The sequence below is a fragment of the Kitasatospora sp. NPDC048194 genome, from assembly GCF_043202455.1.
Lineage (GTDB): Bacteria > Actinomycetota > Actinomycetes > Streptomycetales > Streptomycetaceae > Kitasatospora.
Window position 1 is genome coordinate 126,303 of the sequence record NZ_JBIDAK010000010.1, and the last position, 25,558, is coordinate 151,860.

The 25,558-nt window shown below is 72.8% G+C and carries 27 protein-coding genes; 11 read left to right on the top strand and 16 right to left on the bottom strand.

All coding sequences use genetic code 11. From position 1 onward, the window contains the following. Positions 1-4 precede the first annotated feature (4 nt). From ACGF07_RS15140 to ACGF07_RS15165, 6 genes are all read right to left on the bottom strand, one after another. Positions 5-679 carry a transglutaminase-like domain-containing protein gene (locus ACGF07_RS15140; protein ID WP_350743658.1) on the bottom strand — a complete coding sequence of 225 codons (675 nt, stop codon included), beginning with the start codon at positions 677-679 and terminating at the stop codon, positions 5-7. 17 nt (positions 680-696) lie between these two features. Further along, positions 697-1,815 carry an acyl-CoA dehydrogenase family protein gene (locus tag ACGF07_RS15145; protein ID WP_350743659.1) on the bottom strand — a complete coding sequence of 373 codons (1,119 nt, stop codon included), beginning with the start codon at positions 1,813-1,815 and terminating at the stop codon, positions 697-699. A gap of 192 nt (positions 1,816-2,007) precedes the next feature. Beyond that, positions 2,008-2,382, bottom strand: a complete 375-nt coding sequence (locus ACGF07_RS15150; protein ID WP_350743660.1) for an ectoine synthase — start codon at positions 2,380-2,382, stop codon at positions 2,008-2,010. Between the two features lie 177 nt (positions 2,383-2,559). After that, the gene (locus tag ACGF07_RS15155) at positions 2,560-2,826 is read right to left on the bottom strand and encodes a phosphopantetheine-binding protein (protein ID WP_350743661.1); all 267 of its coding nucleotides are present in this window, start codon (positions 2,824-2,826) and stop codon (positions 2,560-2,562) included. Then, the gene (locus tag ACGF07_RS15160) at positions 2,823-4,292 is read right to left on the bottom strand and encodes an AMP-binding protein (protein ID WP_392898803.1); all 1,470 of its coding nucleotides are present in this window, start codon (positions 4,290-4,292) and stop codon (positions 2,823-2,825) included. The genes ACGF07_RS15155 and ACGF07_RS15160 overlap by 4 nt, the downstream gene beginning before the upstream one ends. Positions 4,293-4,523: 231 nt before the next feature. After that, the gene (locus ACGF07_RS15165) at positions 4,524-4,973 is read right to left on the bottom strand and encodes a MarR family transcriptional regulator (RefSeq protein ID WP_350743663.1); all 450 of its coding nucleotides are present in this window, start codon (positions 4,971-4,973) and stop codon (positions 4,524-4,526) included. 243 nt (positions 4,974-5,216) lie between these two features. Here ACGF07_RS15165 and ACGF07_RS15170 point away from each other — a divergent pair, with 243 nt between their 5' ends. Genes ACGF07_RS15170 through ACGF07_RS15180 form a run of 3 tightly spaced genes read left to right on the top strand, consistent with a single transcriptional unit; the run spans position 5,217 to position 8,493 of the window. After that, positions 5,217-6,212, top strand: coding sequence for an FkbO/Hyg5 family chorismatase (locus ACGF07_RS15170; RefSeq protein WP_350743664.1), 996 nt, complete (start codon positions 5,217-5,219; stop codon positions 6,210-6,212). After that, the gene (locus ACGF07_RS15175) at positions 6,209-7,180 is read left to right on the top strand and encodes an LLM class flavin-dependent oxidoreductase (protein WP_392898807.1); all 972 of its coding nucleotides are present in this window, start codon (positions 6,209-6,211) and stop codon (positions 7,178-7,180) included. Before ACGF07_RS15170 ends, ACGF07_RS15175 begins: the two co-directional genes overlap by 4 nt. Continuing rightward, a complete protein-coding gene (locus ACGF07_RS15180) occupies positions 7,177-8,493 on the top strand; it encodes an MFS transporter (protein WP_392898810.1) in 1,317 nt (438 codons plus the stop codon). Before ACGF07_RS15175 ends, ACGF07_RS15180 begins: the two co-directional genes overlap by 4 nt. Here ACGF07_RS15180 and ACGF07_RS15185 read toward each other — a convergent pair. Further along, complete coding sequence (locus ACGF07_RS15185; protein ID WP_392898812.1) at positions 8,482-9,987, bottom strand: MFS transporter; 1,506 nt, start codon at positions 9,985-9,987, stop codon at positions 8,482-8,484. The genes ACGF07_RS15180 and ACGF07_RS15185 overlap by 12 nt on opposite strands. Positions 9,988-10,156: 169 nt before the next feature. On the opposite strand from ACGF07_RS15185, the gene ACGF07_RS15190 reads away from it, so the two are divergent. Continuing rightward, positions 10,157-10,951 (top strand): aminoglycoside N(3)-acetyltransferase, encoded by a 795-nt coding sequence (locus ACGF07_RS15190; RefSeq protein ID WP_392898815.1) that lies wholly within the window; start codon positions 10,157-10,159, stop codon positions 10,949-10,951. Positions 10,952-11,068: 117 nt separating this feature from the next. On the opposite strand, the gene ACGF07_RS15195 is transcribed toward ACGF07_RS15190, so the two are convergent. The 5 genes from ACGF07_RS15195 to ACGF07_RS15215 form a co-directional block, all read right to left on the bottom strand. Continuing rightward, on the bottom strand, positions 11,069-12,598 hold the full coding sequence (locus ACGF07_RS15195; RefSeq protein WP_392898817.1) for a M1 family metallopeptidase: 1,530 nt from the start codon (positions 12,596-12,598) through the stop codon (positions 11,069-11,071). A 135-nt stretch (positions 12,599-12,733) separates the two neighbouring features. Beyond that, positions 12,734-13,606 carry a sulfurtransferase gene (locus tag ACGF07_RS15200; protein WP_392898820.1) on the bottom strand — a complete coding sequence of 291 codons (873 nt, stop codon included), beginning with the start codon at positions 13,604-13,606 and terminating at the stop codon, positions 12,734-12,736. Between the two features lie 104 nt (positions 13,607-13,710). Beyond that, on the bottom strand, positions 13,711-14,787 hold the full coding sequence (locus tag ACGF07_RS15205) for a methyltransferase domain-containing protein (protein WP_350738219.1): 1,077 nt from the start codon (positions 14,785-14,787) through the stop codon (positions 13,711-13,713). A 143-nt stretch (positions 14,788-14,930) separates the two neighbouring features. Continuing rightward, positions 14,931-15,257 (bottom strand): hypothetical protein, encoded by a 327-nt coding sequence (locus ACGF07_RS15210; RefSeq protein ID WP_392898823.1) that lies wholly within the window; start codon positions 15,255-15,257, stop codon positions 14,931-14,933. 153 nt (positions 15,258-15,410) lie between these two features. After that, complete coding sequence (locus ACGF07_RS15215) at positions 15,411-16,310, bottom strand: polysaccharide deacetylase family protein (RefSeq protein ID WP_392898826.1); 900 nt, start codon at positions 16,308-16,310, stop codon at positions 15,411-15,413. Positions 16,311-16,572: 262 nt separating this feature from the next. On the opposite strand from ACGF07_RS15215, the gene ACGF07_RS15220 reads away from it, so the two are divergent. Continuing rightward, positions 16,573-17,433 (top strand): SAM-dependent methyltransferase, encoded by an 861-nt coding sequence (locus tag ACGF07_RS15220; protein WP_350738226.1) that lies wholly within the window; start codon positions 16,573-16,575, stop codon positions 17,431-17,433. 89 nt (positions 17,434-17,522) lie between these two features. Here ACGF07_RS15220 and ACGF07_RS15225 read toward each other — a convergent pair whose 3' ends face one another. Continuing rightward, complete coding sequence (locus tag ACGF07_RS15225) at positions 17,523-18,392, bottom strand: Fpg/Nei family DNA glycosylase (protein ID WP_392898828.1); 870 nt, start codon at positions 18,390-18,392, stop codon at positions 17,523-17,525. Between the two features lie 274 nt (positions 18,393-18,666). Between ACGF07_RS15225 and ACGF07_RS15230 the strand changes: the two genes are divergently transcribed. The 5 genes from ACGF07_RS15230 (at position 18,667) to ACGF07_RS15250 (ending at position 22,077) form a co-directional block, all read left to right on the top strand. After that, positions 18,667-19,131, top strand: a complete 465-nt coding sequence (locus ACGF07_RS15230; RefSeq protein ID WP_350738231.1) for an SRPBCC family protein — start codon at positions 18,667-18,669, stop codon at positions 19,129-19,131. 98 nt (positions 19,132-19,229) lie between these two features. Next, positions 19,230-19,889, top strand: a complete 660-nt coding sequence (locus tag ACGF07_RS15235) for a hypothetical protein (protein WP_392898831.1) — start codon at positions 19,230-19,232, stop codon at positions 19,887-19,889. A gap of 99 nt (positions 19,890-19,988) precedes the next feature. After that, a complete protein-coding gene (locus ACGF07_RS15240) occupies positions 19,989-20,822 on the top strand; it encodes a DsbA family protein (RefSeq protein WP_392898833.1) in 834 nt (277 codons plus the stop codon). Then, the gene (locus ACGF07_RS15245; protein WP_392898836.1) at positions 20,819-21,436 is read left to right on the top strand and encodes a vitamin K epoxide reductase family protein; all 618 of its coding nucleotides are present in this window, start codon (positions 20,819-20,821) and stop codon (positions 21,434-21,436) included. Before ACGF07_RS15240 ends, ACGF07_RS15245 begins: the two co-directional genes overlap by 4 nt. 83 nt (positions 21,437-21,519) lie before the next feature. Next, a complete protein-coding gene (locus ACGF07_RS15250) occupies positions 21,520-22,077 on the top strand; it encodes a dihydrofolate reductase family protein (RefSeq protein WP_392898839.1) in 558 nt (185 codons plus the stop codon). Between the two features lie 48 nt (positions 22,078-22,125). Here ACGF07_RS15250 and ACGF07_RS15255 read toward each other — a convergent pair whose 3' ends face one another. The 3 genes from ACGF07_RS15255 to ACGF07_RS15265 form a co-directional block, all read right to left on the bottom strand. After that, entirely contained in the window at positions 22,126-23,124 is a 999-nt protein-coding gene (locus ACGF07_RS15255) for an adenosine deaminase (RefSeq protein ID WP_392898842.1), read from the bottom strand. A gap of 50 nt (positions 23,125-23,174) precedes the next feature. Further along, complete coding sequence (locus ACGF07_RS15260; protein ID WP_392898844.1) at positions 23,175-24,146, bottom strand: MFS transporter; 972 nt, start codon at positions 24,144-24,146, stop codon at positions 23,175-23,177. Positions 24,147-24,467: 321 nt separating this feature from the next. After that, the gene (locus tag ACGF07_RS15265) at positions 24,468-25,061 is read right to left on the bottom strand and encodes an ArsR/SmtB family transcription factor (protein ID WP_392898846.1); all 594 of its coding nucleotides are present in this window, start codon (positions 25,059-25,061) and stop codon (positions 24,468-24,470) included. A gap of 179 nt (positions 25,062-25,240) precedes the next feature. On the opposite strand from ACGF07_RS15265, the gene ACGF07_RS15270 reads away from it, so the two are divergent. Further along, positions 25,241-25,522: a DUF6158 family protein gene (locus ACGF07_RS15270; protein ID WP_350738253.1), complete on the top strand. Its 282-nt coding sequence runs from the start codon at positions 25,241-25,243 to the stop codon at positions 25,520-25,522. Positions 25,523-25,558: the final 36 nt, after the last annotated feature.

Genomic DNA, 25,558 nt, shown 5'->3' on the forward strand with positions numbered 1-25,558 from the left:
CTCCTTACCGGGTGAGCACGGACTCGTCGGCCAGGCGGCCACCGCTGACGGTGCCGGTGCCGCCCGCGTCGAGGAACTTGGGGTGCTTGCGGCGCATGGCCTCCAGGACGAAGTCGTACGGGACGTCGTCGAAGGCACCGTGGTCGGTGAGGAACTCCATGGCGCCGCCGCCCTCGTGGGGGTGGTACAGGCTGTCGCTGAGCCCGTCGAACTCCAGCGGCCGCATCCCGTACAGCTTGCAGAGCAGCTTGTTGAACACCGGGGTGGCCTTGACCCACTTGCCGTCGAGGTGGACCTGGGTGAGGCCGTGGAAGAACACGTCGCCCCCGATGTGCTCCAGGAGCCGGGGCGAGGCGAGGTGGTTGCGCACGTCGCCGTACACCAGGCGGGACGGAATGCCCAGGGCGCGCACGGCGGCCGCATACAGCGCGGACTTGTGCAGGCAGAAACCGGACTTGGTGGTGGCGGTGTGGGAGGCCTTGAGGCCCTCCCGGGTCAGCGGGGCGCCGTAGACCTCGTAGTCGACGCCGTCGCGCACCGCGTAGTAGAGCTCGACCGCGTTGGTCCGCCGGTCGGCGGAGCGGTCCTTGACGGCGTGGTCGACGAAGGCCTGCACCGCCTCGGTCTCGTGGTCGAGGAACTCGGTCGGGCGGGTGAGGTGGTCCAGCTGGTCGGTCATGTCGGGATTCCTGTCGCTCAGAGTCCGAGGAGCATGGCGATGCGGTTGCGCTGGATCTCGGAGGTGCCGGAGTAGATCGTTCCGGCGATCGAGTTGCGCAGGTCGCGCTCGATCCCGTGCTCGGTGAGCACGCCGCGCCCGCCGTGGATCTGCACCGCGTCCAGCGCGGTCTGCACGTTGGCCTCCGACACCACGGTCTTGGTGGCCGCGAGGTCGAGCGAGGCGTCCTCGTTGCGCTCGACCTTGGCGCCGGTGTCGGTGAGCCACTTCCGGGCGGTCTCCACCCGGATCTTCATGTCCGCGATCTTGTGGGAGACGGCCTGGTAGGAGCTGATGGCCCGACCGAACTGGTGGCGCTCCTTGGCGAAGGCGATGGTCTCCTCCAGGCGCCGGGTCATCTCGCCGAGGGTGATGGAGAAGCCGAAGAGGACCTCGCGCTTCATCACGTAGTCCAGGACCCGGAATCCGGCGCCCTCCTGTCCGACCCGCCGGCTGACCGGAACGCGCATGCCGTCGAAGGCGAGCGTGCCGATCGGGCTGGTGCGCAGGCCGATCTTGTCCATCGCGGGGCCCACGGTCAGGCCGGGGGTGTCGGCGTCGACGAGCAGCGTGGTGAGGCCGAAGGGGCCGGGCTTCCCGGTGCGGACGTAGAGCAGGAAGAGGTCGGCGACCGGGGCGTTGGTGATGAACATCTTGTCGCCGGTGACGACGTAGTGGTCCCCGTCCCGGCGGGCGACCGTGGCCAGGTTCATCGCGTCCGACCCGCCGGACTCCTCGGTGATCGCGTGGGCGGTGATCGCCTCGCCGGACATGATCCTCGGCAGGTACTCCTCCTTCAGTTCGCGGCTGGCGAACCGCTGCAGGGGCGTGCCCACCGACACGATCTGCGTCGAGGTCGAGAACGAGAGGCCCGCGTCCCGGGAGGTGTAACCCAGGCCCTCCAGGGCGCGCATCGTCTCGGTGAGGCTGCGGCCGGCGCCGCCGAACTCCGGGTCGAAGGGGACGCGCAGCAGGCCGCTCTCCTGGATCGCCTTCCACTTGTCGTGCGGGAAGGCGCCCGCCGCGTCCAGCTCGCGGGTGTCGGCGTTGAGCTGCTCGGCCCACGGGGCGGTGAGGTGAAAGAGGTCATCGGTCACGGGAGATCCTGGGGTCCGTTTCGGCAGTGGATCGGGCAACAGTGGATCGAGGTCGTGCCAGGACGACGGGTGGACGGCTCGCACGGACGGCCGCGGACTCGGACGCGCGCGGCCGGGCGCCCGGCCCGGACCCCGACGGCGAGCGGGATCCGGACCGGGCGGTGCACTGGCCGCCGGAGGGGTGGCGGCGGCTCAGTACTGGGAGAACCCGTCCTCGGACAGGGTGTGCTTCTCGTCCCCGTTGATAGGCGGGTTGAAGATCGACACCAGGTGGAGGTCCTCGTCGGCGGAGGCCACCAGGTAGTGCGGGTCGTGCTTGTCCAGGACGTAGATCGTGCCCGGCACGATCTTGTGACGGGTGCCGTCCTTCTCCACGACCTCGCCCGAGCCACCGATGCAGTAGCAGGCCTCCAGGTGGTTGCGGTACTGCAGGGCGCTCGAGGTCCCCTTGCGCACGAGGGTGTCGGCGACGGCGAAGCCCATGCCGTCGCGCTTGGTCAGGAGCCGGTAGCTCAGACCGTTGCCCCACTCGACTGCGGCGACGTCATCGAGGCTGCGGGTGAACATCTCTCTGGTTCTCCTTCGGATTCGGATGGTGCGTCGGTACGGTGCGGTGCGGTGCGGTACGGCCGGTCAGGCGGGACGGTGCAGCGGCCGGACCGGTTGGTGCGGTGCCGGAGCAGCTTGAGCAGCTGGAGCGGCTGGTCGGGGCGGCGCGGAGGGCCGGACCGTCGGAGCGGTCGCTCAGGCGGCCGCGGCCGGGCGGTGGTCCGCGATCATCGCGACGATGGAGTCGATGGTGCGGAAGTCGTCCGGGCCGAAGTCGATGTCGTCGACCGGAATCCGGTAGACGGAGGTGAGGTGCCCGAGCATCTTCACCAGGCCGAGGCTGTCGATGACTCCGGAGTCGAGCAGGTCGTAGTCACCGGTGAGGTCCGAGACGTCCTCCCCGGCCAGGAACTGGTCCACGATGTAGGCGCGGACCTCGGCGGCGATGGTGGTGGTGCTCATGCGTCACTTCCCTTGATGAGGTTCTGCTTGATCAGGTTCCGGTCGGGCTTGCCCGTCGAGGTGCGGGGCAGCGGGGCGGCGGTGAGGTACACCGAGGCCGGGATGGCGTGGCGCGGAAGCTGGCGGCCCAGGTGGGTGCGCAGCCGGAGGCTGGTGAGGTCGGTACCGGGGCGCTGGGTGACGTGGGCGTGCAACCGGACGCCGGCCTGCGGGTCCGGCAGCGGCACGACCACCGCCTCCGCGACGTCCGGGTGGGCGGCGATGACGTTCTCGACCTCCTGCAGGTTGGTGCGGACGCCCCTGACCTTGACGTGCCAGTCAGCGCGCCCCTCCAGGAAGTAGAGGCCCTCGGCGGTGCGGGTGACGATGTCGCCGGTGCGGTAGAAGACCCGGCCGTCGAGGTGGGTGAACACCGCGTCGTTCAGGTCCTGCCGCAGGTAGCCGCTGGTCTGGAACGGCGTGGACACCAGGAGTTCACCGGTGCCCGCCGCGGCGAGGCGTGCGCCCTCGCCGTCGACGACCAGGGCGTCGGTGCCGCGGATGGGACGGCCGATGGGCATCGGGCCGTCCACGGCGGTGGGGTCGACGCGGTGGATGAAGGAGTCGTTGGTCTCCGTGCAGCCGAACACGTTGTGGAAGGCGGCCCGGGGGAAGGCCGGCGGGACGCGGCGCAGGAGGTCGGCCGGCATGCGGTCACCGGTGAAGATCGCATGGCGCACGGCCGCGAAGGTGCCGCCGCCCTCCAGGAGCAGCCGGTACATCATCGGCACGCCCTGGACGAAGGTGACGTCGTGCCGGCTGACCAGCGCGGCGAGGTGTGCCGCATCGGTCGCCCGCTGCTGCTCCACCAGGACGACGCTCGACCCGAGCCGGAGGAAGGTCCAGACGTCGAGCAGGGCTAGGTCGAAGTTGAGGGGTGCGTAGGACAGGGCGGTCTCGTCGGAGGTGAGCGCGAACTCGTCGACGGCCCAGTCGGCGAAGGCCTCGAACCCGGCGGCCTCGATCGGTACGATCTTCGGCGTGCCGGTCGAGCCGGAGGTGGTCAGCAGCAGCCGGGTCCGCTCCGCGTTCGGCGCCGCGAACCCCTCGGCCTCGCTCTCCTCCGCCCGCACCGGCAGCGCGGTGAGCGCGCCGTCGTCGGCTGCGGTGAGGAGGTGGGAGACGCGTGCCTGGTGCGCCAGGCGTTCGAGTGCCGCGCTGCCCAGGTCCGGTGAGGGTGCGAGGGCGATGTGGCCCTCGTGGAAGACGGCCAGCAGCAGGGCGATGGTCTGCGGGTTCTTGTGCGCCGGGACGCACACGGTGCTGCCCGCCGGGAGCTTCAGCCGCGCCAGGTGGGCGCGCAGACTCCCGGTCAGTTCGTTCAGCCGGCCGTAGGTGACGGCCTGGTCGTTGAAGTGGAGCGCGATGCGGTGGGGCCGGTTCTCGCCGTGAGCGGCGACGGTCGCGGCCAGGAGGGACGATGGCACGGCGGGATTCCTCGCGGTCGGCTCAGCCGTCGGGACGAGTGCCGATCGGCCGTTCGAATTCGTGCGGTGTCGACGTTGAAGTTACCGGGCCAAGTGGATGCTTGGTCAAGCATGTACTTGGCGAAGTGAGTGTGACGCAGGCCACCAGAGTTGCATGTCCAAGCAAAAACCCCGAACGCGGAACGCGTTCGGGGTGGGGTCGGGGCGGCCGGCCCGCCGGGCCGGCGCGGGTCAGACCTGGATGGCGCGCAGGGCCTGGACCGTGGGGCCCAGTTCGGGGTCGGCGGTGAAGGTGTTCAGCGCGGAGGACAGGACCTCCGCATAGGTGGCGCGAGCGGCCTGGTAGCGCTGGCGCCCCTCGTCCGTGATGACGGCGTACACGCCCCGCTTGTCCGAGGGACAGAGGTCCTTGAACGCGAAGCCGGCCGTCTCCAGGCGGCCCACCAGGCGTGTCACCGACGACTGCCCCAGCCCGACCTTGTCGGCCAGGTCCTGCATCCGCAGCTCGCTCGTCTTGGAGTGGTGCAGGTGCTCCAGCGAGCGGTACTCCGACAGCCCGATCCCGTGCCGCCGCTGTAGCGCCAGGGCCAGCTCCCGCTCCACGTACGAGTGGAGCGAGAGCACCCGGTTCCATGCGGCCTGGTCGGAGGTACGCAGGGGCGCGTGGGATGAAGTTGCCATAAGGGCCTCCGTTGCAAGGGTGTTGCTTGACAGAAGAGTACATGCGCATGCAAGATCCTGGCGCCCCGGAGTTTCCTTTTTCGAAGATTTACGGGCTCACTCTGCTTGCACGTACAAGCAATCTCTTTGACACAAACGCCGCCCGCAAGACCTCGGGCGGCCCCCGGCGCCGACCGCGCCGGCCCGTGCTCCATCCTCCCGCCGACCACGGCACCGCCCACCGCACCCGAGGACGCCGCTGACATGAGCATCCGCGCCCACTTCGCCCCGCTCGACCGGTCACCCGACCCGGGGCGGGACCGCCACGTCCTGGCCACCGTCACCTACGGGGCCACCGCCGGCCTCGCCCGCGTCCAGCACGGCCACCCCGACCTCGCCGTCCCGATGGCCGTCACCGGCGGCGACGCCTTCCGCGAGGTCTGGACGGTGGCCGACCGCCCGCGCTGGGTCCTGCGCGGCGACAACGCCTACGCCCACGACGGCCGCCACCTGTTCGTCGCCGGGCTCCTGCCGGAACAGGACGTCTACACGGCCCCGGTGCGCAACCTGTACGAGAAGGCCTTCGCGCTCGTCAACCACCTCGACTACAACCACGTCTTCCGGATGTGGAACTTCGTCGGCGACATCATCGGCACCAACGCCGAGGGCATGGAGGTCTACCAGGACTTCGTCCAGGGCCGCGCCCAGGCGTTCCACACCTACCTGGGGGACACCACCGCCCAGCTCCCCGCCGCGACCGGGATCGGCACCCAGGGGCGCGGCATCGCCTTCTTCCTCCTGGCGACCAGGAGGGGAGTGCCCCGCCACCTGGAGAACAGCCGGCAGACGTCCGCCTACCACTACCCCGACCAGTACGGCCCCAAGCCGCCGAGCTTCGCCCGGGCCACCCTGCTGGAGGACACGCTCTACGTCTCCGGCACCGCGTCCATCCTCGGCCACGAGACCGCCCACCGCGGGGACGTCCGGGCGCAGACCCGGGAGACCCTCGACAACATCGCCCACCTCGTCTCCCGCGAGAACCTCGCCCCCCAGGGCGTCGACGCGGGCCACGAACTGAAGGACCTGAGGATGATCAAGGCGTACGTGCGGCACGAGGCCGACATCCCGGCGGTGCGCGCGGTCTGCGAGGAGAAACTCGGCCTCGGCGTCGAGGTGAAGTACCTCAACGTCGCCGTCTGCCGCGACGACCTCCTCGTCGAGATCGAGGGCCTCGTCCCCGCGCGGGGGTGGGACCTGTGACCGACCTCAAGGTGGGCATCGTCCTCCCCGGCCGGGAGAGCGTCATCGACGAGGGCCCCTACCCCGCGCACCTCGCCTCCGTCGCCGCCCTGGCCGAGGAGTCGGGCTTCGACTCCGTCTGGGCCGGGGAGTCGCCGCTCGCCCGCTCCCGGATGAACCCGCTGCTCGCCCTCGCCGCGGCCGCCACGGCCACCGAACGGGTCCAGCTGGGCACCGCCGTCCTCATGCCGCTGCGCCCGCCCGTCCACCTGGCGCACGAGCTCGCCTGCCTCGACCGGATCTCCGGCGGCCGGCTCGTCGCCGGCATCGGATCCGGCTTCGCCTCCCCCGCGACGGAACGCGAATTCGCCAATTACGGGCTGGACTTCACCACCCGCTTCGGCCGGATGCGGGAGACCGTCGAGATCTGCCAGGCCCTGTGGGCCGCCCGCGGCGAGCCCGTCTCCTACGAAGGGCGGCACTACCGCCTCCAGGACGCCGCCCTGCTGCCCCTACCGCAGCAGCCGCAGGGCCCCCCGCTGTGGATCGCCCACTCCGGGCCCAAGATGCTCCAGCGCGCGGGAGAGCGCTTCGACGGCTGGATGCCCACCTCCACCACTCCGGAGAAGTACGGCGAGGGCTGGGAGCAGGTCGACGCCGCGCGCCGGGAGGCGGGCCGTCCCGCCGACGCCGTCACCGGCGCCGTCTACCTCTCCGTCGCGGTCGACCGGGACCGCCGGCAGGCCGAGGACACCCTGTGGTCCTACTTCCGCGCCTACTACGGCCTCCCGCTCACCACCATGCGCACCACCCAGGGGATCTTCGGCGGCACCCCGCAGGAGGTCGCCGACTGGCTCAACCGCTACGTCGAGAACGGCGCCCGCCACCTGATCCTGCGCCTGCCCACCGACGACCTCACGGAGGCCGGCTACCGCGCCGCCGTGCAGCGGACCGCGCAGGAACTGCTCCCGATCCTCCGCGGCCTGTGAACCGCGAACCGCAGGCGCCGGCCTGGGCGGTCTGGGCGGCGGCCTGGCCGATCACCGCCGTGTTCATGCTGTCCAACATCCCCACCCCGTTGCTCGGCGTCTGGCAGGAACGCATCGGCTTCTCCACCGGCACCGCGACGGTGGTCTTCGCCGCCTACATCGGGGGCCTGCTCCTGGCGCTGCCGTTCACCGGAGCCCTGGCCGACCGGTACGGCACCCGCCGGGTGCTGGTCCCGGCCCTGGCCGCCGGACTCGTCTCCTGCGCACTCTTCATGACGGCCGGCCACGTCCTGAGCCTGATCGTCGCGCGGCTGCTCACCGGGGTGGCGGTCGGTGCGGCGCTGTCGGCCGGCACGGCGGCGGTCGCCCACGTCGGAGGGCCGGGACGGCGCCCGCAGGCGGTCCTCGCCGGGTCGGTGGCCATCGGCACCGGCCTGGCGACCGGGCCCCTGCTCGGCGGCAGCGTCTCCGAGTACTGGGCGGCCCCCACCGTGACGGTGTTCGTCCTCGAAGCCGTCCTGCTGCTGACCGCCCTGGCGGTCGTCCACACCGTCCACCTGCCGCCCCCGCCGGGCCCCCGGGAGGCGGCCGCCGGGGGCCGGCTGCGGTTGCCGTCGGTCCCCCGCGCCAACCGGCGGGGCCTGGCCACCAGCCTCATGGTGTACATCCCCGGCATGACGGGGACGTCACTCCTGCTCGCCCTGGGGCCGATCCTGCTCGGTCCGCTCCTGCACACCGGCAACCGGCTGGTCACCGGCGGGATCGGCTTCATGATGTTCGGGGCGTCCACCGGCGTGCAGTTCCTGATCAAGAAGCTGCCGCTCGGGCGGATCCTCGGTGCCGCCGGCGTCGTCACCGGGATCGCCATGCTCACGACCGCCGCCGCCGTGCGCACCCACTCCCTCGCACTGCTGGCCCTGGCGGCGGTCCTCGCCGGCACCGGCCAGGGCATGGGCCAGTACGGCGGCTTCTCCCGCCTGGGGAGCGAGGTCGTCCCCGGCCGCCTCGCCGAGGCCAACGCGGCGCTCAGCGCGGGCGGCTACCTGTTCGCCGGCATCCTCCCCATCGTCACCGGATACCTGAGCGACGCCGCCGGCCTCGCCACCTCCTCCACGGTGTTCGCGTCCCTCACCGGCGCGGCGGCGTTCGCGGGATCGCTCCTGGTCACCTCGGCCCGGATGCGGACCCCCGCGCCCACCGCCTCCGCCGCCGGTCCCGTCACGGGTTCCGCCACCGGTCCCGTCGCGGGACCCGCCGCGGGCGACGCCCCACTCCGGCGCTCGCCGGAGCAGCCGTCCCCCTCACGGAGCTGACCGCACGACCGCGGCGGCCGGCTCCGGTGCCGCCGGGGCCGGCGGCGGCGCCGATGCGGCCAGCCGTCGCGAACTCGCCCGGTGCTGGAGGGCGCTGAGGCCGGTGGACGCCGCGCCGAGCGCCAGCCAGCCGACCGGTCCGGCCGCCATCACCACGCCGGTCAGCAGCATCGGCCCCACCGACTTCTGCACCGACTGGGACATCCCCGCCACCCCCAGGTACGAGGCCCGGGCGCGCGGCGGCGCCAGCCTGACCGCCAGCTCCCAGGAGCTCACCGACCGCATCAGCTCCGCCAGGGTGACCACGGCCGCGGCGGCCAGCAGGGCGATCGAGGCGGTCCAGGCCCCGCCGCCGGTGGAGAGGGCGACCAGCACACAGGCACCGAGCATCAGCACCCCGTACCAGCGCACCGCCGTCGTCGCCCCGCGCGGGCCCTCGGCCCAGGCGGAGACGCGCAGTTGCAGCAGCACCACCAGCACGGTGTTGACCGTCAGGAAGACCGGGACGACGGCGTGCGGCGCGTCGGTGTGGTGGACGAGCCAGAGCGGAAGGCCGACGTTGAGGACCGAGTCGTCCAGGCACATCGGCAGGTCGAGCAGGACGAACAGCAGGTAGCCGCGGTCACGCCAGGGGCTCGGCAGGCCGGACGGCCCCCCGTCCGGTGCCCCGTGGACCGACGGGCCCACGACCGGGGTCCCGCCCGGCGACGGCTCGGCCTGCAACGGCGCACCCTGCGACGGCTCACCCGGCGACGGCGCACCGGCCGGACGCGAACCCCCGGACGGCCCGCCCGCCGAGGACGCGCCGGTCGGCTCCCCGGGCCGGGCGGCCACCACCAGCCCCTGGCCCGCCGGCTCCTCGGTGCGCCGGATCAGCACGGCGGCCAGGACGAACGAGAGCGCGTTGGCCACGATCAGCGCGCGGTAGGCGGTCGTCGTCCCCACCGCGAGGCCGATCGCCGCGATGCCCGCCCCGACCGCGTACCCGGCGTTGGCCACGCTGCGGAACAGCGCCTGGTACGTGCTGCGCCGCTCGCCCGCGACCCTGGTGGCGAACAGCATCTCCAGCGTCTTCGCGCCGCGCTCGGCCAGACAGGTCAGGGCGACGGCCGCCAGCAGCGCGGCGAAGCGGTCGACCACCAGCAGGAGGCCCATCGTGCCCACCCGGAGCAGGTGGCACGCGATCAGCAACCCCCGCACCGGCAGCCGTTCGGCGGCCCGGCCGGCCAGCGGCGACCCGGCGATCCCCGCCACCGCGCCCACGCCGAGCAGCAGGCCGAGGCTGCCCGCGTCCATCCGGCACACGTAGGTGAAGTACAGCACCGACGCGGCCGCCCAGACCCCGGTGCCGGTCCGGTCCACGCCTTGGGCCAGCAGCATGGTCCGCGCGTCCCGCCCTCCCGGCGGCCGCCGCAGCTGTGCCAGCAGCCCGTTCCCCCGCATGTGAGGCCCCCGTTCCACGGTCGATCCAATCTCGACGTCAAGATACTTCATGTCGAGAGACCTATGGAACCCCTGGTTCCGGGGAAGGCGCGGGCCGGACGGCGGCCGCCGCGCGTCCCGGCGGCACCCCCCGCTCCTCATGCACCGGGACCGAGGCACCGACTGTCAGTGCCGCCCGCTACGGTCGCTCCGAACGATCGGATTCTCACGGGGGCACACCATGACCGCACCGGGCAGCAGCCCGCTCACCACCGCCGAACTCGTGGCCGGCTGGCGCCGGGTCGGCGTCCGCGAGGGCATGTCGCTGATCGTGCACTCCTCGCTCTCCAGCCTCGGCCGGGTCGACGGCGGCGCCCCGGCCGTGGTGGCCAGTCTGCGCGAGGCGGTCGGCCCGGGCGGCACCGTCGCGGTGCCCGCCTTCACCACCGACACGGTCCGTGACCCGGTACCCGGCCACACCGGGCCGCCCACCCCCGAGGTGGCCGAACTCCGGGCCGCCGTGCCGCTGTTCCACTCCGGGCTGCCGTCCCGCATGGGCGCGGTGGCCGAGGCGCTGCGCGCCCTGCCGGAGAGCCACCGCAGCACCCACCCGCAGGCCTCGGTCGCCGCCGTCGGCGCGCACGCCCGGGAGGTCACCGCCCGCCGCTCGCTCGGCTTCGCCGTCGGCCGGGAGTCGCCCTTCGGCGCGCTGCACGACCTCGGCGGGTACGTGCTGCTGGTCGGCGTCGGGCACAACCGCAACACCTTCCTGCACTACGCCGAGACCTTCGCCCCCAACCGCCGGCTCAAGCTGCGGCGCTTCCCGATGGCGATCCAGGGCGAGCGGGTCTGGATCGAGGCGCCCGACGTCGGCGACGACAACGACACCCACTTCCCCGTGGTGGGGCGGGAGTTCGAGGAACTGGCCGGCATCCGCGAGGTGGCGGTCGGCGACGCGCCGTGCCGGCTGCTGCCGGTCCGCGACCTCATACCCTTCGCCGTCCGCCGCCTCACCGAGCTGCTCGGGCAGGCCTGAACGGGACGACGGCGGACGGCCGACGGAGCGGCGGTGCCCGGCGGCCCGTTCACGCTCCGGTCCGGGAGCGCGAACGGGCCGCCGGGCCCGCCCGTCACCTCAGGGCACGACGAGGTGTCAGTGCCGCACGCCCTGCGGCGGGTTGGCCTCCTGGATCTTCTTCCACGACTTCGGCTCGGCCGGCGGCTGCTCGTCACGCCGGTCCGCCGCGGCCGGTGCCAGCGAGGCCGCGGCCGGGGCGCCCGCCGGCACGGGCCCGACGGCCGGCTTGGCGGCGGTGAACAGCCAGGTGTCGAACAGGCCGCCGAGCTTCTGCCCGGAGACCTTCTCGGCGTACGCCTGGAACTCCGGAATGGTCGCGTTGCCGTAGCGGCGCTCGGAGGGCCAGCCCTTGAGGATCCGGAAGAACTTCTCGTCCCCGACGGCGTTGCGCAGCGCCTGGATGGCCACCGCCCCGCGGTCGTACACGGCACCGGCGAACTGGTCGTCCGGGCCCGGGTCGCCCGGCTTGACGCTCCAGAACGGATCGTCGGCCGGGTGCGAGGCGTAGACGTAGTCGGCCAGCTCCTGGGCGGTGCCCTCGTTCTCGTGCTCGGACCAGAGGAACTGCGCGTAACGGGCGAAGCCCTCGTTCAGCCAGATGTCGCTCCAGCGCGAGAGCGAGACGCTGTCCCCGTACCACTGGTGGGCCAACTCGTGGACGACCACCGAGGTGTTGGCGCCCTTGGCGAACTGCCGGGGGCTGTAGAAGACCCGGGTCTGGGTCTCCAGGGCGAAGCCGGTCGGGACGTTCGGGACGTAGCCGCCGACCGAGCTGAACGGGTAGTCGCCGAAGATGCCGCTCAGCCAGTCCACCAGCTCGCCGGTGCGCTCCACGCTGGCCCGGGCCGCGTCGGCGTTGTCGCCGAGGTCCTTGCTGTACGCGTTGTAGACCGGCAGCCCGCTCGGCGTGGTGTCCGTGCTGATGTCGAACTTGCCGACCGCGAGGGTGGCCAGATAGGTCGCCTGGGGCTTGTTCTCGCGCCAGCTGTAGCGGGTCCAGCCGGCCTGCGAGCTGGTGCCGGTCAGGATGCCGTTGCTGATCACCTGGTTGCCGTCCGGCACCTGCACCGAGACGTCGAAGGTGGCCTTGTCGCTCGGGTGGTCGTTGCTGGGGAACCACCACCAGGCCGACTCGGGCTCGCCCGCCGCGACCGCGCCGTCCGGGGTGCGCAGCCAGGCGGTGAAGCCGTACTTCTTCACGGTGGACGGCACGCCCTTGTAGCGCACCACCACGGTGGCCTGGCTGCCCTTGGCCAGCGGCCGGGCCGGGGTGATCTGCAGCTCCTGCTCGCCGCTGGTGGCGAAGGTCGCGGGGCGCCCGTTGACCCGCACCTCGGACACGTTCAGCGCGAAGTCGAGGTTGAACCGGGAGAGGTCCTGGGTCGCGGTGGCGAGGAGGGTGGTGGTCCCCTCCAGTTCGTCGGTGGCGGGCTGGTACTTCAACCGGATGTCGTAGTGCGAGACGCGGTATCCGCCGTTGCCGTAGGTCGGGTAGTAGGAGTCGCCGACCCCGGCCGCGCCGGGTTGGAAGTCGGATGCCGAGGCGGGGACGGCCAGGAACAGGCTCAGGGCACCGGCAGCAGAGACGATCAGCCTCTTGCGCAACGTGGTCCTCCAGGATCACCGGAACGATGGGTTGGATCGATCCTTGTCCCGGTGACCCCCGGCCCACTCCCCGATCATGAGATGTTCATGAAAAGAAACCGGCCGAAATGATCCGCCCGAACGATCCGCCCGCCGTCAGCCGCCCAGCGCCACCGGCGCCCGGACCAGCGAGCCGTACTCCGTCCACGAGCCGTCGTAGTTCTTGACGTGCGGGTAGCCCAGCAACTCGGTGAGCGCGAACCACGTGTGGGCGGACCGCTCGCCGATCCGGCAGTAGGCGATCACCTCGCGCTCCGCCTCCACGCCCTTGGCCCCGTAGAGCTCCCGCAGTTCCTCCGCCGAGCGGAACGAACCGTCGTCGTTGGCCGCCTGCGACCAGGGCACGTTGACGGCGCCCGGGATGTGCCCCGGCACCTGGGCCTGCTCCTGCGGCAGGTGCGGCGGCGCGATCAGCTCGCCCCGGAACTCCGCCGGCGAGCGGACGTCCACCAGCACCGCGTCCGCGCCGGGCTTGGCGAACACCTCGGCCTTGGCCAGCACCTCGTCCCGCAGCGCCCGCAGCTCGGGCCGCTCCGGGCCGGTCAGCCGGTAGGCGGTGTGCTGGTAGTCCATCACCTCGCGGGTGAGCTCCCGCCCCTCCAGCTCCCACTTCTTGCGCCCGCCGTCGAGCAGCTTCACCGGCCCGAAGCCGCGCAGCCGCAGCAGCCAGTAGGCGTACGCGGCGAACCAGTTGTTGTTGCCGCCGTACAGCACCACGGTGGTGTCGTCCTCCACGCCGGCGGCCCGCAGCAGGCGCTGGACGCCCTCGCGGTCGGCGTAGTCGCGGCCGACCCGGCTGTGCAGGTCGGTGGTCCAGTTCCAGCCGACCGCGCCGGGGACGTGGTCCCGGTCGTAGGCGGCGGTGTCCTCGTCCACCTCGACGACCCGGACCGTCCCGTCGTCCAGGTGGTGCGCCAGCCACTCGGTGCTGACCAGCGCCTCGGGGTGTGCGTAACCGTTGCCGGTCATCCCAGGCCCTCCTTCGCTCTGCCGGGCCGCGGCGCCCGACCGCGGGGCAGTCGAGCCGCAGGGCGCGGCGGGGCACCGGCGGCCGGGGCCGGACAGTTCCGAAGCTACGCCGCGTCCCGCAGCCGCGCCACGTAGTACAGGTTGAGGATGTCGCCCTCGACGCGCCTGGCCTCCACCGGACCGAACCCCGCGTCCGCCAGCATCCGCAGGGCCGTCTGCTCGCCCCAGACCGTCCCGAGCCCCTCGCCGCCCTCACCGAGCGAGACCGTCATGCAGTAGAAGGTCGAGAAGGCGTACAGCGCGGGCCCCAGCGGGTGCTCGAGGTTCTCCTCGAGCTTGCTGCTGGCGGCCACGTCCCCCATCAGGAAGACCCCGTCGGGGCGCAGCGCCCGCGCGATCGCGGCCAGCGTGCGGGTCGGGCGGGCCAGGTCGTGGATCACGTCGAAGGCGGTGACCAGGTCGTACGGCCCGGTCAGTTCGGCCGAGTCGGCGACCTCGAAGCGCACGTTGTCCAGCCCCTCCGCCGCCGCCGAGGCACGGGCCGCGGCGATGCCCTTCTCGGAGATGTCGATACCGGTGAACCGGCTGGCGGGGAAGGCCTTGGCGAGCACCAGGACGGCGTGTCCCTGCCCGCAGCCCACGTCCACCGCGTCGATCCCGCTCCGCAGCCGCTCGGTCAGCCCGTCCACCAGCGGCACGATGGTGTCCACCAGTGCCAGGTCGTACACCCGGGCGGTCTCCTCGGACTGCAGCTGCTGGAAGCGCGGGTAGGCCGAGTACGGCATCCCGCCACCGGTGCGGAAGTGGCCCAGCAGGTCCTGCTCGACCTCGCCCATCATCGACAGGAGCTGCGTCATGGCGGCCAGGTTGTCCGGCCCTGCCGCCCGGGTCAGCGACGCCGCGTGCTCGGGCGGCAGCCGATAGGTCCGGTTCTGCGGGTCGTACTCGACGAACCCGGCGACGACCATGCCGCCGAGCCACTCGCGCACGTAGCGCTCGTTCAGCCCGGCCGCGTCGGCGATCTCCTCGCTCGTCGACGGCGCGAGCCCGGCCATCAGGTCGAAGAGCCCGGTCTGGTGGCCGAGGCTGGTCATGAACCCGAGGCAGGCGTCGTTCAGCACCTGCACCATCCGCCCGGCGAACGCCTGCTGCTTCGCCTCGTCCAGTTCCCGTACGGCCATGACTACCTCCTGCGCGGCCGGGACGGCGCCCCCCTCCTCCTTCACGCTACGCCGTTCACCCGAACGGCCCCACAGGAAAGGCGACGGGGCGGCCGACGGCACGAAGGGCCGCCGGACCGCCCCGGTCCGTGGTGACGGCGGGCTCAGGAGAAGATCACCGAGCGGAGCTTCAGGCGGTTGCCGAGCACCTTGCCGGGGTTCATGACGTAGAAGACGTCACCGCTGCAGTCGAAGTCGAGGAAGACCGTGGCCGTCGAGTTGGTGAAGTTCTCCGGCGCGAAGGCCGGGTCGGACTCCGTGGCCCCGAACACGTTGATGCAGTGGCCGCTCGCCGGGTCGGCCATCCCGGCCGGGATACCGGGGCCGACCCTGTAGAGGAAATCACCGGTGGCCGCGTTGGCGGACGTGGGGACGGCGCAGACGAGGGCGACGGCGCTGGCGACGGCGAGCGCAGCGTTGCGGAGACGCATGGGTGAGGGCCTTTCAGGTGGTACCCATCGGTACCTGGCGAACTGGTGCGAGATCACCCTAAGGGCCCGAATTATGAGGAAACGGTTCTTCAAATCCATCCATTCGAGTGGTTTAAACGGCGAAGCCGCTACCCCGCAAACCCGGAAATGAACTCAGTTCGGCGGCGCCGTGAAGTAGTAGCCCGAGTCGATCAGGACCGGGAGGTACGCCTTCAACGCCGCCACCGTCTGCGAGCGGTCCCCGCCGCCGTCGTGGTTGAGCACGATCGCCCCGGGGCGGACGTCCTTGAGGATCCGGTCGGTGATCACCGAGGTGCCCGGGCGGGCCCAGTCCCGCGGGTCGACCGACCAGCCCATGTTCCGCATCCCGAGGTCGGCGGCCACCTTGAGCGACGCCGGCGACCAGTCCCCGCCCGGCGCGCGGAACCAGGTGGGCTGGCGCCCGGTGGTCCGCTGGAGGAGGTCGGAGGTGCGCTCCAGCTCGTCCCGGATCCTGCCGTCGGACAGGCTCCGCAGGTCCGGATGGGTCCAGGTGTGGTTGGCGATGTGGTGGCCGTGGTCGGCGATCTCCCGCACCAGGGCCGGGTGGTCGACGGCGTTCTCGCCGATCAGGAAGAAGGTCGCCCGGATCCCGTACTGCTGGAGCAGCGCCAGCACCGTCGGGGTGTGCCGGGGGTCCGGGCCGTCGTCGATGGTGAGGGCCACCACCCGCCGGGCCGCGTCCAGCTCGTACACCGGCTTGCTCTCCGCGTCGGTGAGCACCCGGCGGACGGGCTGCACGCTCGGCGTGGCCGCCGAGGCGGAAGCGGGAGCCGAGCCGGAGGCGGAGGGCGGCGCGGCGGAACCGGCGGCGGAGGGTGACGGCGATCCGGCCGGAGCGGCGGAGGGCACCGGGGCTCCGGCCTGGCCCGTCGCCGCACCGGCCTCCGCTCCGGCCGCCGAGGACTCGGCGTCCCCGTCGCTCCAAGGACTCCGGCAGCCGGTGGCCGCGCCCAGCAGGGACATTCCGGCGGCGACCAGCAGCAGTCTGCGCGAGGTGATTCGGGAGGTCAACGGCGAAGTAATCTGACGATCTGACAGCATTCTGGATGCTTCCCCCGCCGGTCGCCGCCGCTCTCCCCCGGCAACTCCGACGGCCCCGATCACCACTCCGACGGCCCAAGCGCGGCCCGGCCCGCACTCCGGACCCGGCGCCTGCGCACCCCCGGACCCGGCGCCTGCGCGCTCCACGCCCGACCGGGCGGCCGGACCGCCCGCCGGCACCGCTACGCTGTGCCTTCCCCAGTGTGATGATCTGCCATCAGAGGACGTGGCCATGACGACAAGTCAGGACTTCCCCCAGCAGGGCCCCCAGGGCGAGGACGCCGTCGAGCTGAGCCAGTGGGAACGTTTCGGCGTCGACACCACCACTCCGCACTCGGCGCGCGTGTACGACTACTGGCTGGGCGGCAAGACCAACTTCCCGCCGGACCGCGCCATGGGGCAGGCCATCGAGGAAGCCGTCCCGAGCGTCAAGGAGATGGCCAAGGCCAACCGCGCCTTCCAGGGACGGGCCGTCCGCCACCTGGCCCGGGAGCACGGCATCCGCCAGTTCCTCGACCTCGGCACCGGCATCCCCACCTCGCCGAACACCCACGAGATCGCCGAGGCGGTCAGCCCGGGCACCCGGGTGGTCTACGTCGACAACGACCCCATCGTCCTCGCCCACGCGCGCGCCCTGATGGTCTCCAGCCCGGCCAGCCGCACCACCTACATCCACGCCGACCTGCGCAAGCCCGAGGAACTGTTCGCCGACCCGGCGCTCACCTCCACCCTGGACCTCACCCAGCCGGTCGGCCTGCTGATGATCGCCGTGCTGATGCTGATCGCCGACGAGGACGACCCGTGGGGCCGGGTCGCCGCGCTGCGCGACGCCCTCCCCGCCGGGAGCTGCCTCGCCCTCACCACCCCGACCCAGGACTTCGACCCGGAGGCGGTCGGCAAGGTCGCCGAGGCCGCCCGGGCCGGCGGGATGACGCTGGTGCCGCGCAGCTACGACGACGTGCTCCGCTTCTTCGACGGCTGGGACCTGGTCGAGCCGGGCGTCGCCCCGGTCCTGGCCTGGCGCCCGGACGGCGAGCCGCCGGCCGACCCGAAGGCCGCCTACTACTGGGGCGGTGTCGCGGTCAAGCGGTGACCCCGGCCTCCGGCGGGCCGCGCTCCGGGGCCGGTCCGGCGCACCGCCGCCGGCCCCGCCCGGGGCCGTGCGACGTCCCGCCGGAGGCGTCACTTCAGCAGCCGCGACAGCCGCCGGTCCGCCAGCGGCTTGCCGCCGGTCTGGCAGGTCGGGCAGTACTGCAGCGAGGAGTCCGCGAACGACACCTCGCGCACGGTGTCCCCGCAGACCGGGCAGGGCTGGCCGGTCCGGCCGTGCACCCGCAGCCCGAGCTTCTTCTCCGCCTTCAGCTCCCCCGCCGCCAGCCCGCGCGAGCGCTCCACCGCGTCGCGCAGCGTGCTGCCGAGCGCCTCGTACAGCCGGACCGTCTCCTCCTCCGTGAGGCTCGCCGCCAGCTTGTACGGCGACATCCGGGCCGCGTGCAGCACCTCGTCCGAATAGGCGTTGCCCACGCCCGCCAGCACGCTCTGGTCCCGCAGCACCCCCTTGAGCCGGCGCCGATCGCCGCGCATCAGGGCACCGAACGCGTCCAGCGTGAAGCCCGGGTCAAGCGGGTCGGGGCCGAGCCTGGCCACCCCGGGCACCTCGGCGGGGTCCGCCACCACGTAGACGGCGAGGCCCTTCTTCGTCCCCGCCTCGGTGAGGTCGAAGCCGTCCGCGGCCTCACCCTCCAACCGCACCCGCAGGGCGAGCGGGCTCTTCGGACTCGGCCTCGGCGGCACGGCGGGCAGGCCGTCCTTCCAGCGCAGCCAGCCCGCCCGGGCGAGGTGGATCACCAGGTGCAGCCCGTCGGCCTCGATGTCCAGGAACTTGCCGCGCCGCGCGACCGGCCCGACCGTGCGCCCCTCCAAGGCCGTCACCGGCGGGTCGTAGGTCTTCAGGGCACTGATCGCCACCGGCTGCACCCGGGCGATCACCCGCCCGGTCAACCGCTCGGACAGGAAGGCGCTCAACGCCTCCACCTCGGGCAGTTCCGGCATGCGCCCAGTCTCCCCCAGACCCGCCCCACCCGCGCGCTCTCAGCGCGCCGGCCCGTTCCGACCCCAGGGCCGCCCTGCCCGCCCCGCTCCCCCAACCCTTTCCTCCGAGCTCCGTCTCCCCCGGTTCTCCTCTGCCTCCGGTTCTCCTTTGCCTCCGCCCGGCCCGAAGAGCAGGCTGGGACGCGAGGAGGCGCTGACATGAGCGAGCGCAGCGAGTGGTTCACCGCGGGGTGTGCGCCCCGCGAGGCGAGCGGCGGGCTCGGCGGGGTGGCGCATGAGCACCCTTGAGGAACAGATCGACATCGACGCCCCCGCCCTCGCCGCCTGGGAGCAGTTGCACCGGGTGCACGAGTACCCGCAGTTCGTCGAGGGTGTCCGCAGCGCCCATCCGCACGGCCGGAACCTGGCGCACCTCGGGGTGCGGGTCGGCGGCACCGAGCGTTCGATCGACACCGAGATCACCGATCGCGGCCGCGGCCGGGTGATGGCCTGGCGGACGCTGGACTCCGCCCACCTGCGCGGCGCCTTCGCCCTGCTGCCGCTCGACGCCCGGCACACCCGGCTGCAGATCCGGGTGGAGTACGACCCGGACGCGGTGCACCGCGAGTTCGGCGGGCCGCGCGGCTTCGCCCAGGCCGGGGCGATCGAACGGGCCGTGCGCGAGGACCTGGAGCACTTCCGGCAGCTGGTGGAGGCCCGGGTGAGCGCCGCCGGGGGCGACCCGCACGACGGGCCGTAAGAAGCACATAAGCCCAGCTCAGCACGGGTGGTGAGGCTCTTCACAGCCCGCCGTCCGGCCGGTCGTCCCGCACTCCGCCTGTGGCAGACTCGGATGCCATGGACATCGGCCCGGTCACCAGGACGCTCCGCGCGGCGGTTCTCGCCGCGCTGGTCGTTCTGCTGGCCGGGCTCGGCCAGGTCGTGGTCACCGGCCGTGCGCTGCCGGCCGCCACGATGGGCCTGGCGGCCGTCGCGGTCTTCGCCGTCGCCTTCGCGGCGGCCGGCCGCGAGCGCGGCTACCCGGCGATCGCGGCGGTGTTCGTGCCGCTGGAGCTGGGTGTCAGCGCGCTGTTCGACGTCGCGCAGAGCACCTGTCCGTCCCTGCCGCCCGACGCGGCCCACGGCTTCCAGCCGCTGCTGTGCGGCGGCGGCTCGCTCGGCGGGTTCCTGCTCGGCCACGGGGTCTCCCAGCAGACCGGCGTCCTGCTGCTCCTGCTGCTGCACACGGTGATCGCGCTGGCCGGCGCCTTCTGGCTGCGCCGTGCGGACGCCGCACTGGCCGGTCTGGCCCGTGCCGTCCGGATGCTGGGCGAGTTCCTGCACCGCCACCTCCCGGCCGCCGCCCGCTGGCTGCGGCTGCTCTCCGCGCCCGTCCCGGCCCGTCCGGTGGCGCGGGTGCCGTTCCCCCGGGCCAGCCGGGCGCTGGTTCCGGCCCAGGACGTGGTCGTCCGCCCGGCCGTCCGGCGCGGTCCGCCGGTGTTCGTCCCGGCCGCCTGAGCCTCCTCGCTCAGCCTGCCGCCGCCGCTGCCCCCGCGCGCCGACCCCGACCCCGGTCGCGCCCGCCTTCCGCATGCAGAGAGCACAGGACGACACCCCATGAGCAACACCCGCAGGACCGGCCCGCAGACCGGCCGCCGGCAGACCGCCCGGAACACCGATCCCGGGAACACCGCCACCGAGCGCATGCGCAGCGCCCGCGCCCAGGCCGAGCGCTCCGGCCGGATCCGCCGCCGCGTGGTGGTCGGCGCCGCCTCCGCCGCGGTGCTCGCCCTGGCCGCGGGCGTGGCCTTCGCCGTCGGCGGCTCCTCCAACTCCTCCTCGGACGCCGCCGCGCGCGGCCCGCTGGTCGTCCCGGCCCACGCGAGCGGGGCCGACGGCACCGTGGTCACCTACGGCAAGGCCGACGCCCCGCACACCCTGGAGATCTACGAGGACTTCCGCTGCCCGTTCTGCGAGCAGTTGGAGACCACCACCGGCAAGGCCGTGCAGCAGCTGGCCGACGACGGCACCTACAAGATCGAGTACCACCTGGCAACGTTCCTGGACGACAACCTCGGCGGGAAGGGCTCGCGCACCGCGCTGGCCGCGGCCGGCGCCGCGCTCAACGAGGGCGTGGACAAGTTCAAGCAGTTCCACGACGTGCTGTACGCCAACCAGCCGGACGAGCGCAGCGACGCCTTCGGCGACGTCAACCACCTGCTGGACCTGGCCGGCCAGGTGCGCGGGCTGAAGACGGACGCCTTCGTCAAGGCCGTCCAGGACGGCACCTACGCGCCGTGGGCGGCCAAGGTCGCCGACGCGTTCGACAAGAGCGGGGTGACGGGCACCCCGACCGTCGAGCTGGACGGCCGGAAGCTGGACGTGCTCACCAACGGCAAGGCCGTCTCGCCCGACCAGTTCACCGCGATGGTCAAGCAGGTGACCGGGTGACGGCCGCCGTCGCGGCCGGGCGGACCGGCGGCGCGAGCCGGCCGTTCGCCTGGCTGCTGGTGATCGCCGGCGCCGTGGGGCTGTTCGCCTCGGCGGTCCTCACCCTGGACAAGATCCGGCTGCTGCGGGATCCGTCGTACGTCCCCAACTGCAACATCAATCCGATCATCAGCTGCGGCTCGATCATGCGCAGCGACCAGGCCGAGGCCTTCGGCTTCCCCAACTCGCTGATCGGCCTGGTCGCGTTCGGGGTGGTCGTGGCGGTGGGCGCCGGGCTGCTCGCCGGGGCGTCGTACCGGCGCTGGTTCTGGCTCGGGCTGCAGGCGGGGACGGTCTTCGGGATCGGCTTCGTCACCTGGCTGATGTACCAGGCGCTGTACCGGATCGGCGCGCTCTGCCCGTACTGCATGGTGGTGTGGGCGGCGGTGATCCCGCTGTTCTGGTACACCACCCTGCACAACCTGCGCAGCGGCGTGATCCCCGTGGGCCCGCGGGCCCGGGTGGTGGTGCGGGAGGCCGCGCGCTACCACTGGGTGGTCCCGGCGCTGTGGTACGCGGTGATCGCGCTGCTGGTCCTCAACCGGTTCTGGTACTACTGGAGCACCCTGATCTGATCCCGGCCGCCGCCCCCGCCGGTACGGGGGCGGCGGCCCCCTCCCCGGTGAGGTCGCCGATGCGACGCAGGATCGTCCTCTTCATGTCCATGTCCCTGGACGGCTACTTCGAGGGCCCGGAGCACGACATCAGCTGGCACTTCGTCGACGACGAGGTGCACAGCTACGTCAACCGCAGGCTCGCCCGGATGAGCGGTTTCGTCTCCGGCCGGCGCACCCACGAACTGATGGCCGACTACTGGCCCAGCGCCGACCAGGACCCGGGCACCTCCCGGCCGGTCGCGGAGTTCGCCGCCCTCTGGCGCACCATGCCGAAGACCGTGTTCTCCCGCACCCTCGACCACGCCGACTGGAACACCACCGTCGTCCGCGAGGTCACCCCCGCGTCGATCGCCGCGCTCACCGCCGGCCCCGGCGGCGACCTCGCCCTCAGCGGCGCCGAGCTGGTCGCGTCCTTCCTGGCCCAGGACCTGGTCGACGGCTACCACCTGCTCGTCCACCCCGTCGTCCTCGGCCGCGGCAGGCACCTCTTCAGCCCGACCGACCGCCCCCTCCCGGTCACCCTGACCGACACCCGGCGCTTCACCAACGGCGTGACCCTGCTCGAGTACGCCCGGAGCGGCCCCTCGCCGCTGGACTAGCGAGGGCGGTCGCGGCGGGGGGCCCGCCGCGACCGGGCCGGGCGTCCGTCAGTCCGCGGCCGGGGCGAAGGTGAACCGTTCGACCTCGGCGAGGAGTTCGGCCCGGCGGCGCTCGTCGATGAAGGAGGCCCGGAAGGAGTTGGCCGCCAGGCGGCGGAGCGTCTCCTGGTCGAGGGCGAGGGCCTGGTGGACGGCGCGGAAGTTGTCGTCCACGTAACCGCCGAAGTAGGCCGGGTCGTCGGAGTTGACGGTGACCAGCAGTCCGGCGTCGAGCATCTCGCGCAGCGGGTGGTCCGCGAGGGTGTCGACGCAGCGCAGGCGGACGTTGGAGAGCGGGCAGACGGTGAGCGGGACCTGCTCGCGGACCAGGCGGGCGACGAGTTCGCCGTCCTCCAGGCAGCGCAGGCCGTGGTCGATCCGCTCCACGCCCAGGACGTCCAGCGCCTCGGTGATGTACGAGGCCGGGCCCTCCTCGCCCGCGTGGGCCACGCGCCGCAGACCGACCTCGGCGGCGCGGCGGTAGACCTCGCGGAACTTCGCCGGCGGGTTGCCGACCTCCGCGGAGTCCAGGCCGATGCCCGAGATCCGGTCGAAGTACGGGCGGGCGGCCTCGAAGGTCTCCAGCGCGGACTCGGCGGACTCGTCGCGCAGGAAGCACATGATCAGCCGGGTACTGATGCCGTACCGCTGCTCGCTGCGCGAGAGCGCGTCCGTCAGCCCGTCCACCACCACGCCGAGCGGTACCCCGCGCGCGGTGTGGGCCTGCGGGTCGAAGAAGATCTCGGCGTGCCGCACGCCCTGCTCGGCCGCGCGGGCCAGGTAGGCGTCGGCGAGGTCGGCGAAGTCCTGCTCGGTGCGCAGCACCGCCATCAGTGCGTAGTACAGGTCCAGGAAGGACTGCAGGTCGCTGAAGGAGTACGCCTGCCGCAGTTCCTCGCTGTCGGCGTAGGGGAGCTTCACGGCGTTGCGCTCGGCGAGGGCGAAGGCGAGTTCGGGCTCGAGGGTGCCTTCGATGTGGAGGTGGAGTTCGGCCTTGGGAAGCGGCATCGGCGATCTGTCCGGAGGTAGAGGGGCGACCCTGAAGGAACGGGAGGGATTCATCCTACGATCTTGGCGCTCCGGGGAGGCTCCGTCGGCAGGTCCCGGAGCGTCCTCAGCGGCGAGAACAGGGGGAGCGCGCCGGCCGGTACGAGCAGGCCGGTCATCACCCACATCGTCGCCCGCAGACCGATCGTCGCCCCCAGTGCGCCGCCGACGAGCGCAGCGAGCGGGATGGTGGCGTGCAGGACGAACATCGAGCCGGTTGCCACCCGGGTGAGCAGTTCGGGCGGGGCGTAGGACTGCCGGAAGCTGCCGAGCACGACGTTGCACAGCACCACCGCCGCCACGACGGCGAGCGAGCAGACCAGGTACAGCGCCGTCCGCAGGCCCGGCCCGGCCAGCGGCATCAGCAGTCCGAGCGGCAGCGCGGTGAGCAGCACGATCCGCAGCCCGCACGCCGTCCCCAGCCGGCGGCACAGGGGGCGGGCCGCCAGCGCCCCGAGCACGCCGCCGACCGCGGCGGCGGAGGCGAGGACGCCGACCCAGCCCGGGGCGATCCCGGCCTCCCGGACCAGGAACGGCACCAGCACCGCCTGGTATCCCATGAGCGCGAAGTTGGCGGCCGCGCCGAAGCACAGGAAGGCGCGCAGGTACGGGTCGCGCAGCAGGAAGGCCAGCCCCTCGCGGACCTGACCGAGCATCGCGGCCCGCTCGCGGACCACCGGCTCCGGCCGGGCGCGGATCCGCAGCAACGTGCCGGCCGCGATCAGGAAGCTCACCGCGTCGATGAGCAACCCCGTTGTCGCGCCCAGGAGTTGCACGACGAGGCCGGCCAGCCCGCGCCCGGCGACCTCGGCCGCCGAGTTGCTGCCCGCCAGCTTGGCGTTGCCCTCGATCAGGTCCTCGGGTGCCACCAGCTCGGGCAGGTACGCCTGGTCGGCCGCGTCGAAGAACACCGCCGCCACCCCGCCGAGGAAGGCCACGGCCAGCAGCTGGGCCAGGGTGAGCACGCCGAACCAGCCCGCCACCGGCACGCTCGCGAACAGCGCGGCCGGAGCCGAGGTTGCAGACGGTCATCACGGCCCGCCGGGGTGCCCGGCCGACCCACACGCCGGCGGGCAGGCCGAACAGTACCCACGGCAGCCAGACGGCGCTGGTCAGCAGGCCGGTCGCGAGCGGACCGGCGTCCAGGGTGAGCACCGCGACCAGGGGCAGCGCGACGGTCGTGACGCTGCTGCCGAGCCGGCTGACGGTCTGGCCCGCCCACAGCAGTCGGAAGTCGCGGTGGGCGAACAGGCCCCAGCGCGAGCGCAGTCCAGGGCCGCCGGGCGGCGCGGCGAGGGTGGCGGTCATGGCCGCGCCGGGACGCTGTGGGCGAAGGCGAGGACGGTCTCGCGCTCGCGTCCGTCCTCGGGCACCGGCCGGTCCGCCCACTTCCGGATCACCGCGTGCAGGTCCGCGGCCAGGTCCCTGGCCTCCTCCGGGGTGAGCCGCAGCCAGGACTGGGTGGCCACCGAACAGCCGTCCTGCCAGTCCGGCCCGTAGCCGCCGCGCCGGGCGTGCCACTCGCGGACCAGCTCGACCTGGCGTTCCAGCAGGATCGACCCGGCCGCGTCCGCGACCGCCTCGGCGACCGGATCGCCGTCGAAGTCGGCCCTGGTCCAGCTGAGTTCACGGTCGGCCAGCCGCCACCACCGCTCGCGCCGGTCCCGGGCGAGTTCGGGCGCCTCCTCGATCAGCCCGCTCTCGGCGAGCACCTTGAGGTGGTGGCTGACGTTGCCGACCGCCTGCCCGGTGCGATCGGCGAGCCGGCCCACGGTGCCGGGGCCGTCGACCTTCAGCAGGTCGAGCAGACGGCGGCGCAGCGGGTGGGTGAGGGCGGCGAGCACCCGGGAGTCGGAGATCCTCCGGGTGCCGTGCGGTTCGTCGGTCCTGTCGTCCATGCCCGGGACAGTACCAACAAGAGCTCTTGTACGACAGACTTTGTACGATTTCGCTTGTGCAATTTCTCCCGTCCATCGCACCGGCCAGCTGGAGGCCGAGCCGCCCGCGGATCACGGGGGTGTACCGGCGCCGACAGCGGGCAACCGGTAGAAGAGGGCTTCCGCCGAGGAGGTACGAGATGCGGCACGCCGACGACCCGCACATCCGGCCCGAGGGCGTCTCCCCGCACGCCCTGGGCAACGACACCCTGCTGCACGAGCTGGAACAGCTGCACCGCACGCGCCACGAGACGTTCCTGTACGGCTCCGAGGAGGCGCTGAAGCGCCACACCCTGCGCACCGGCCAGCTGGAGGCCGAGTACCTGCACCGCTTCCCCGACCGGCAGGTCACCGCCGGGCGGACCAGGGCCGGGGCCAGGGCCCGGGAGGCGGCGGCCCGGGTGGAGTCGCTGCCCGAGTGAGGCCGCGCGACCGCGCCCGGCGGGACACGCCGGGCG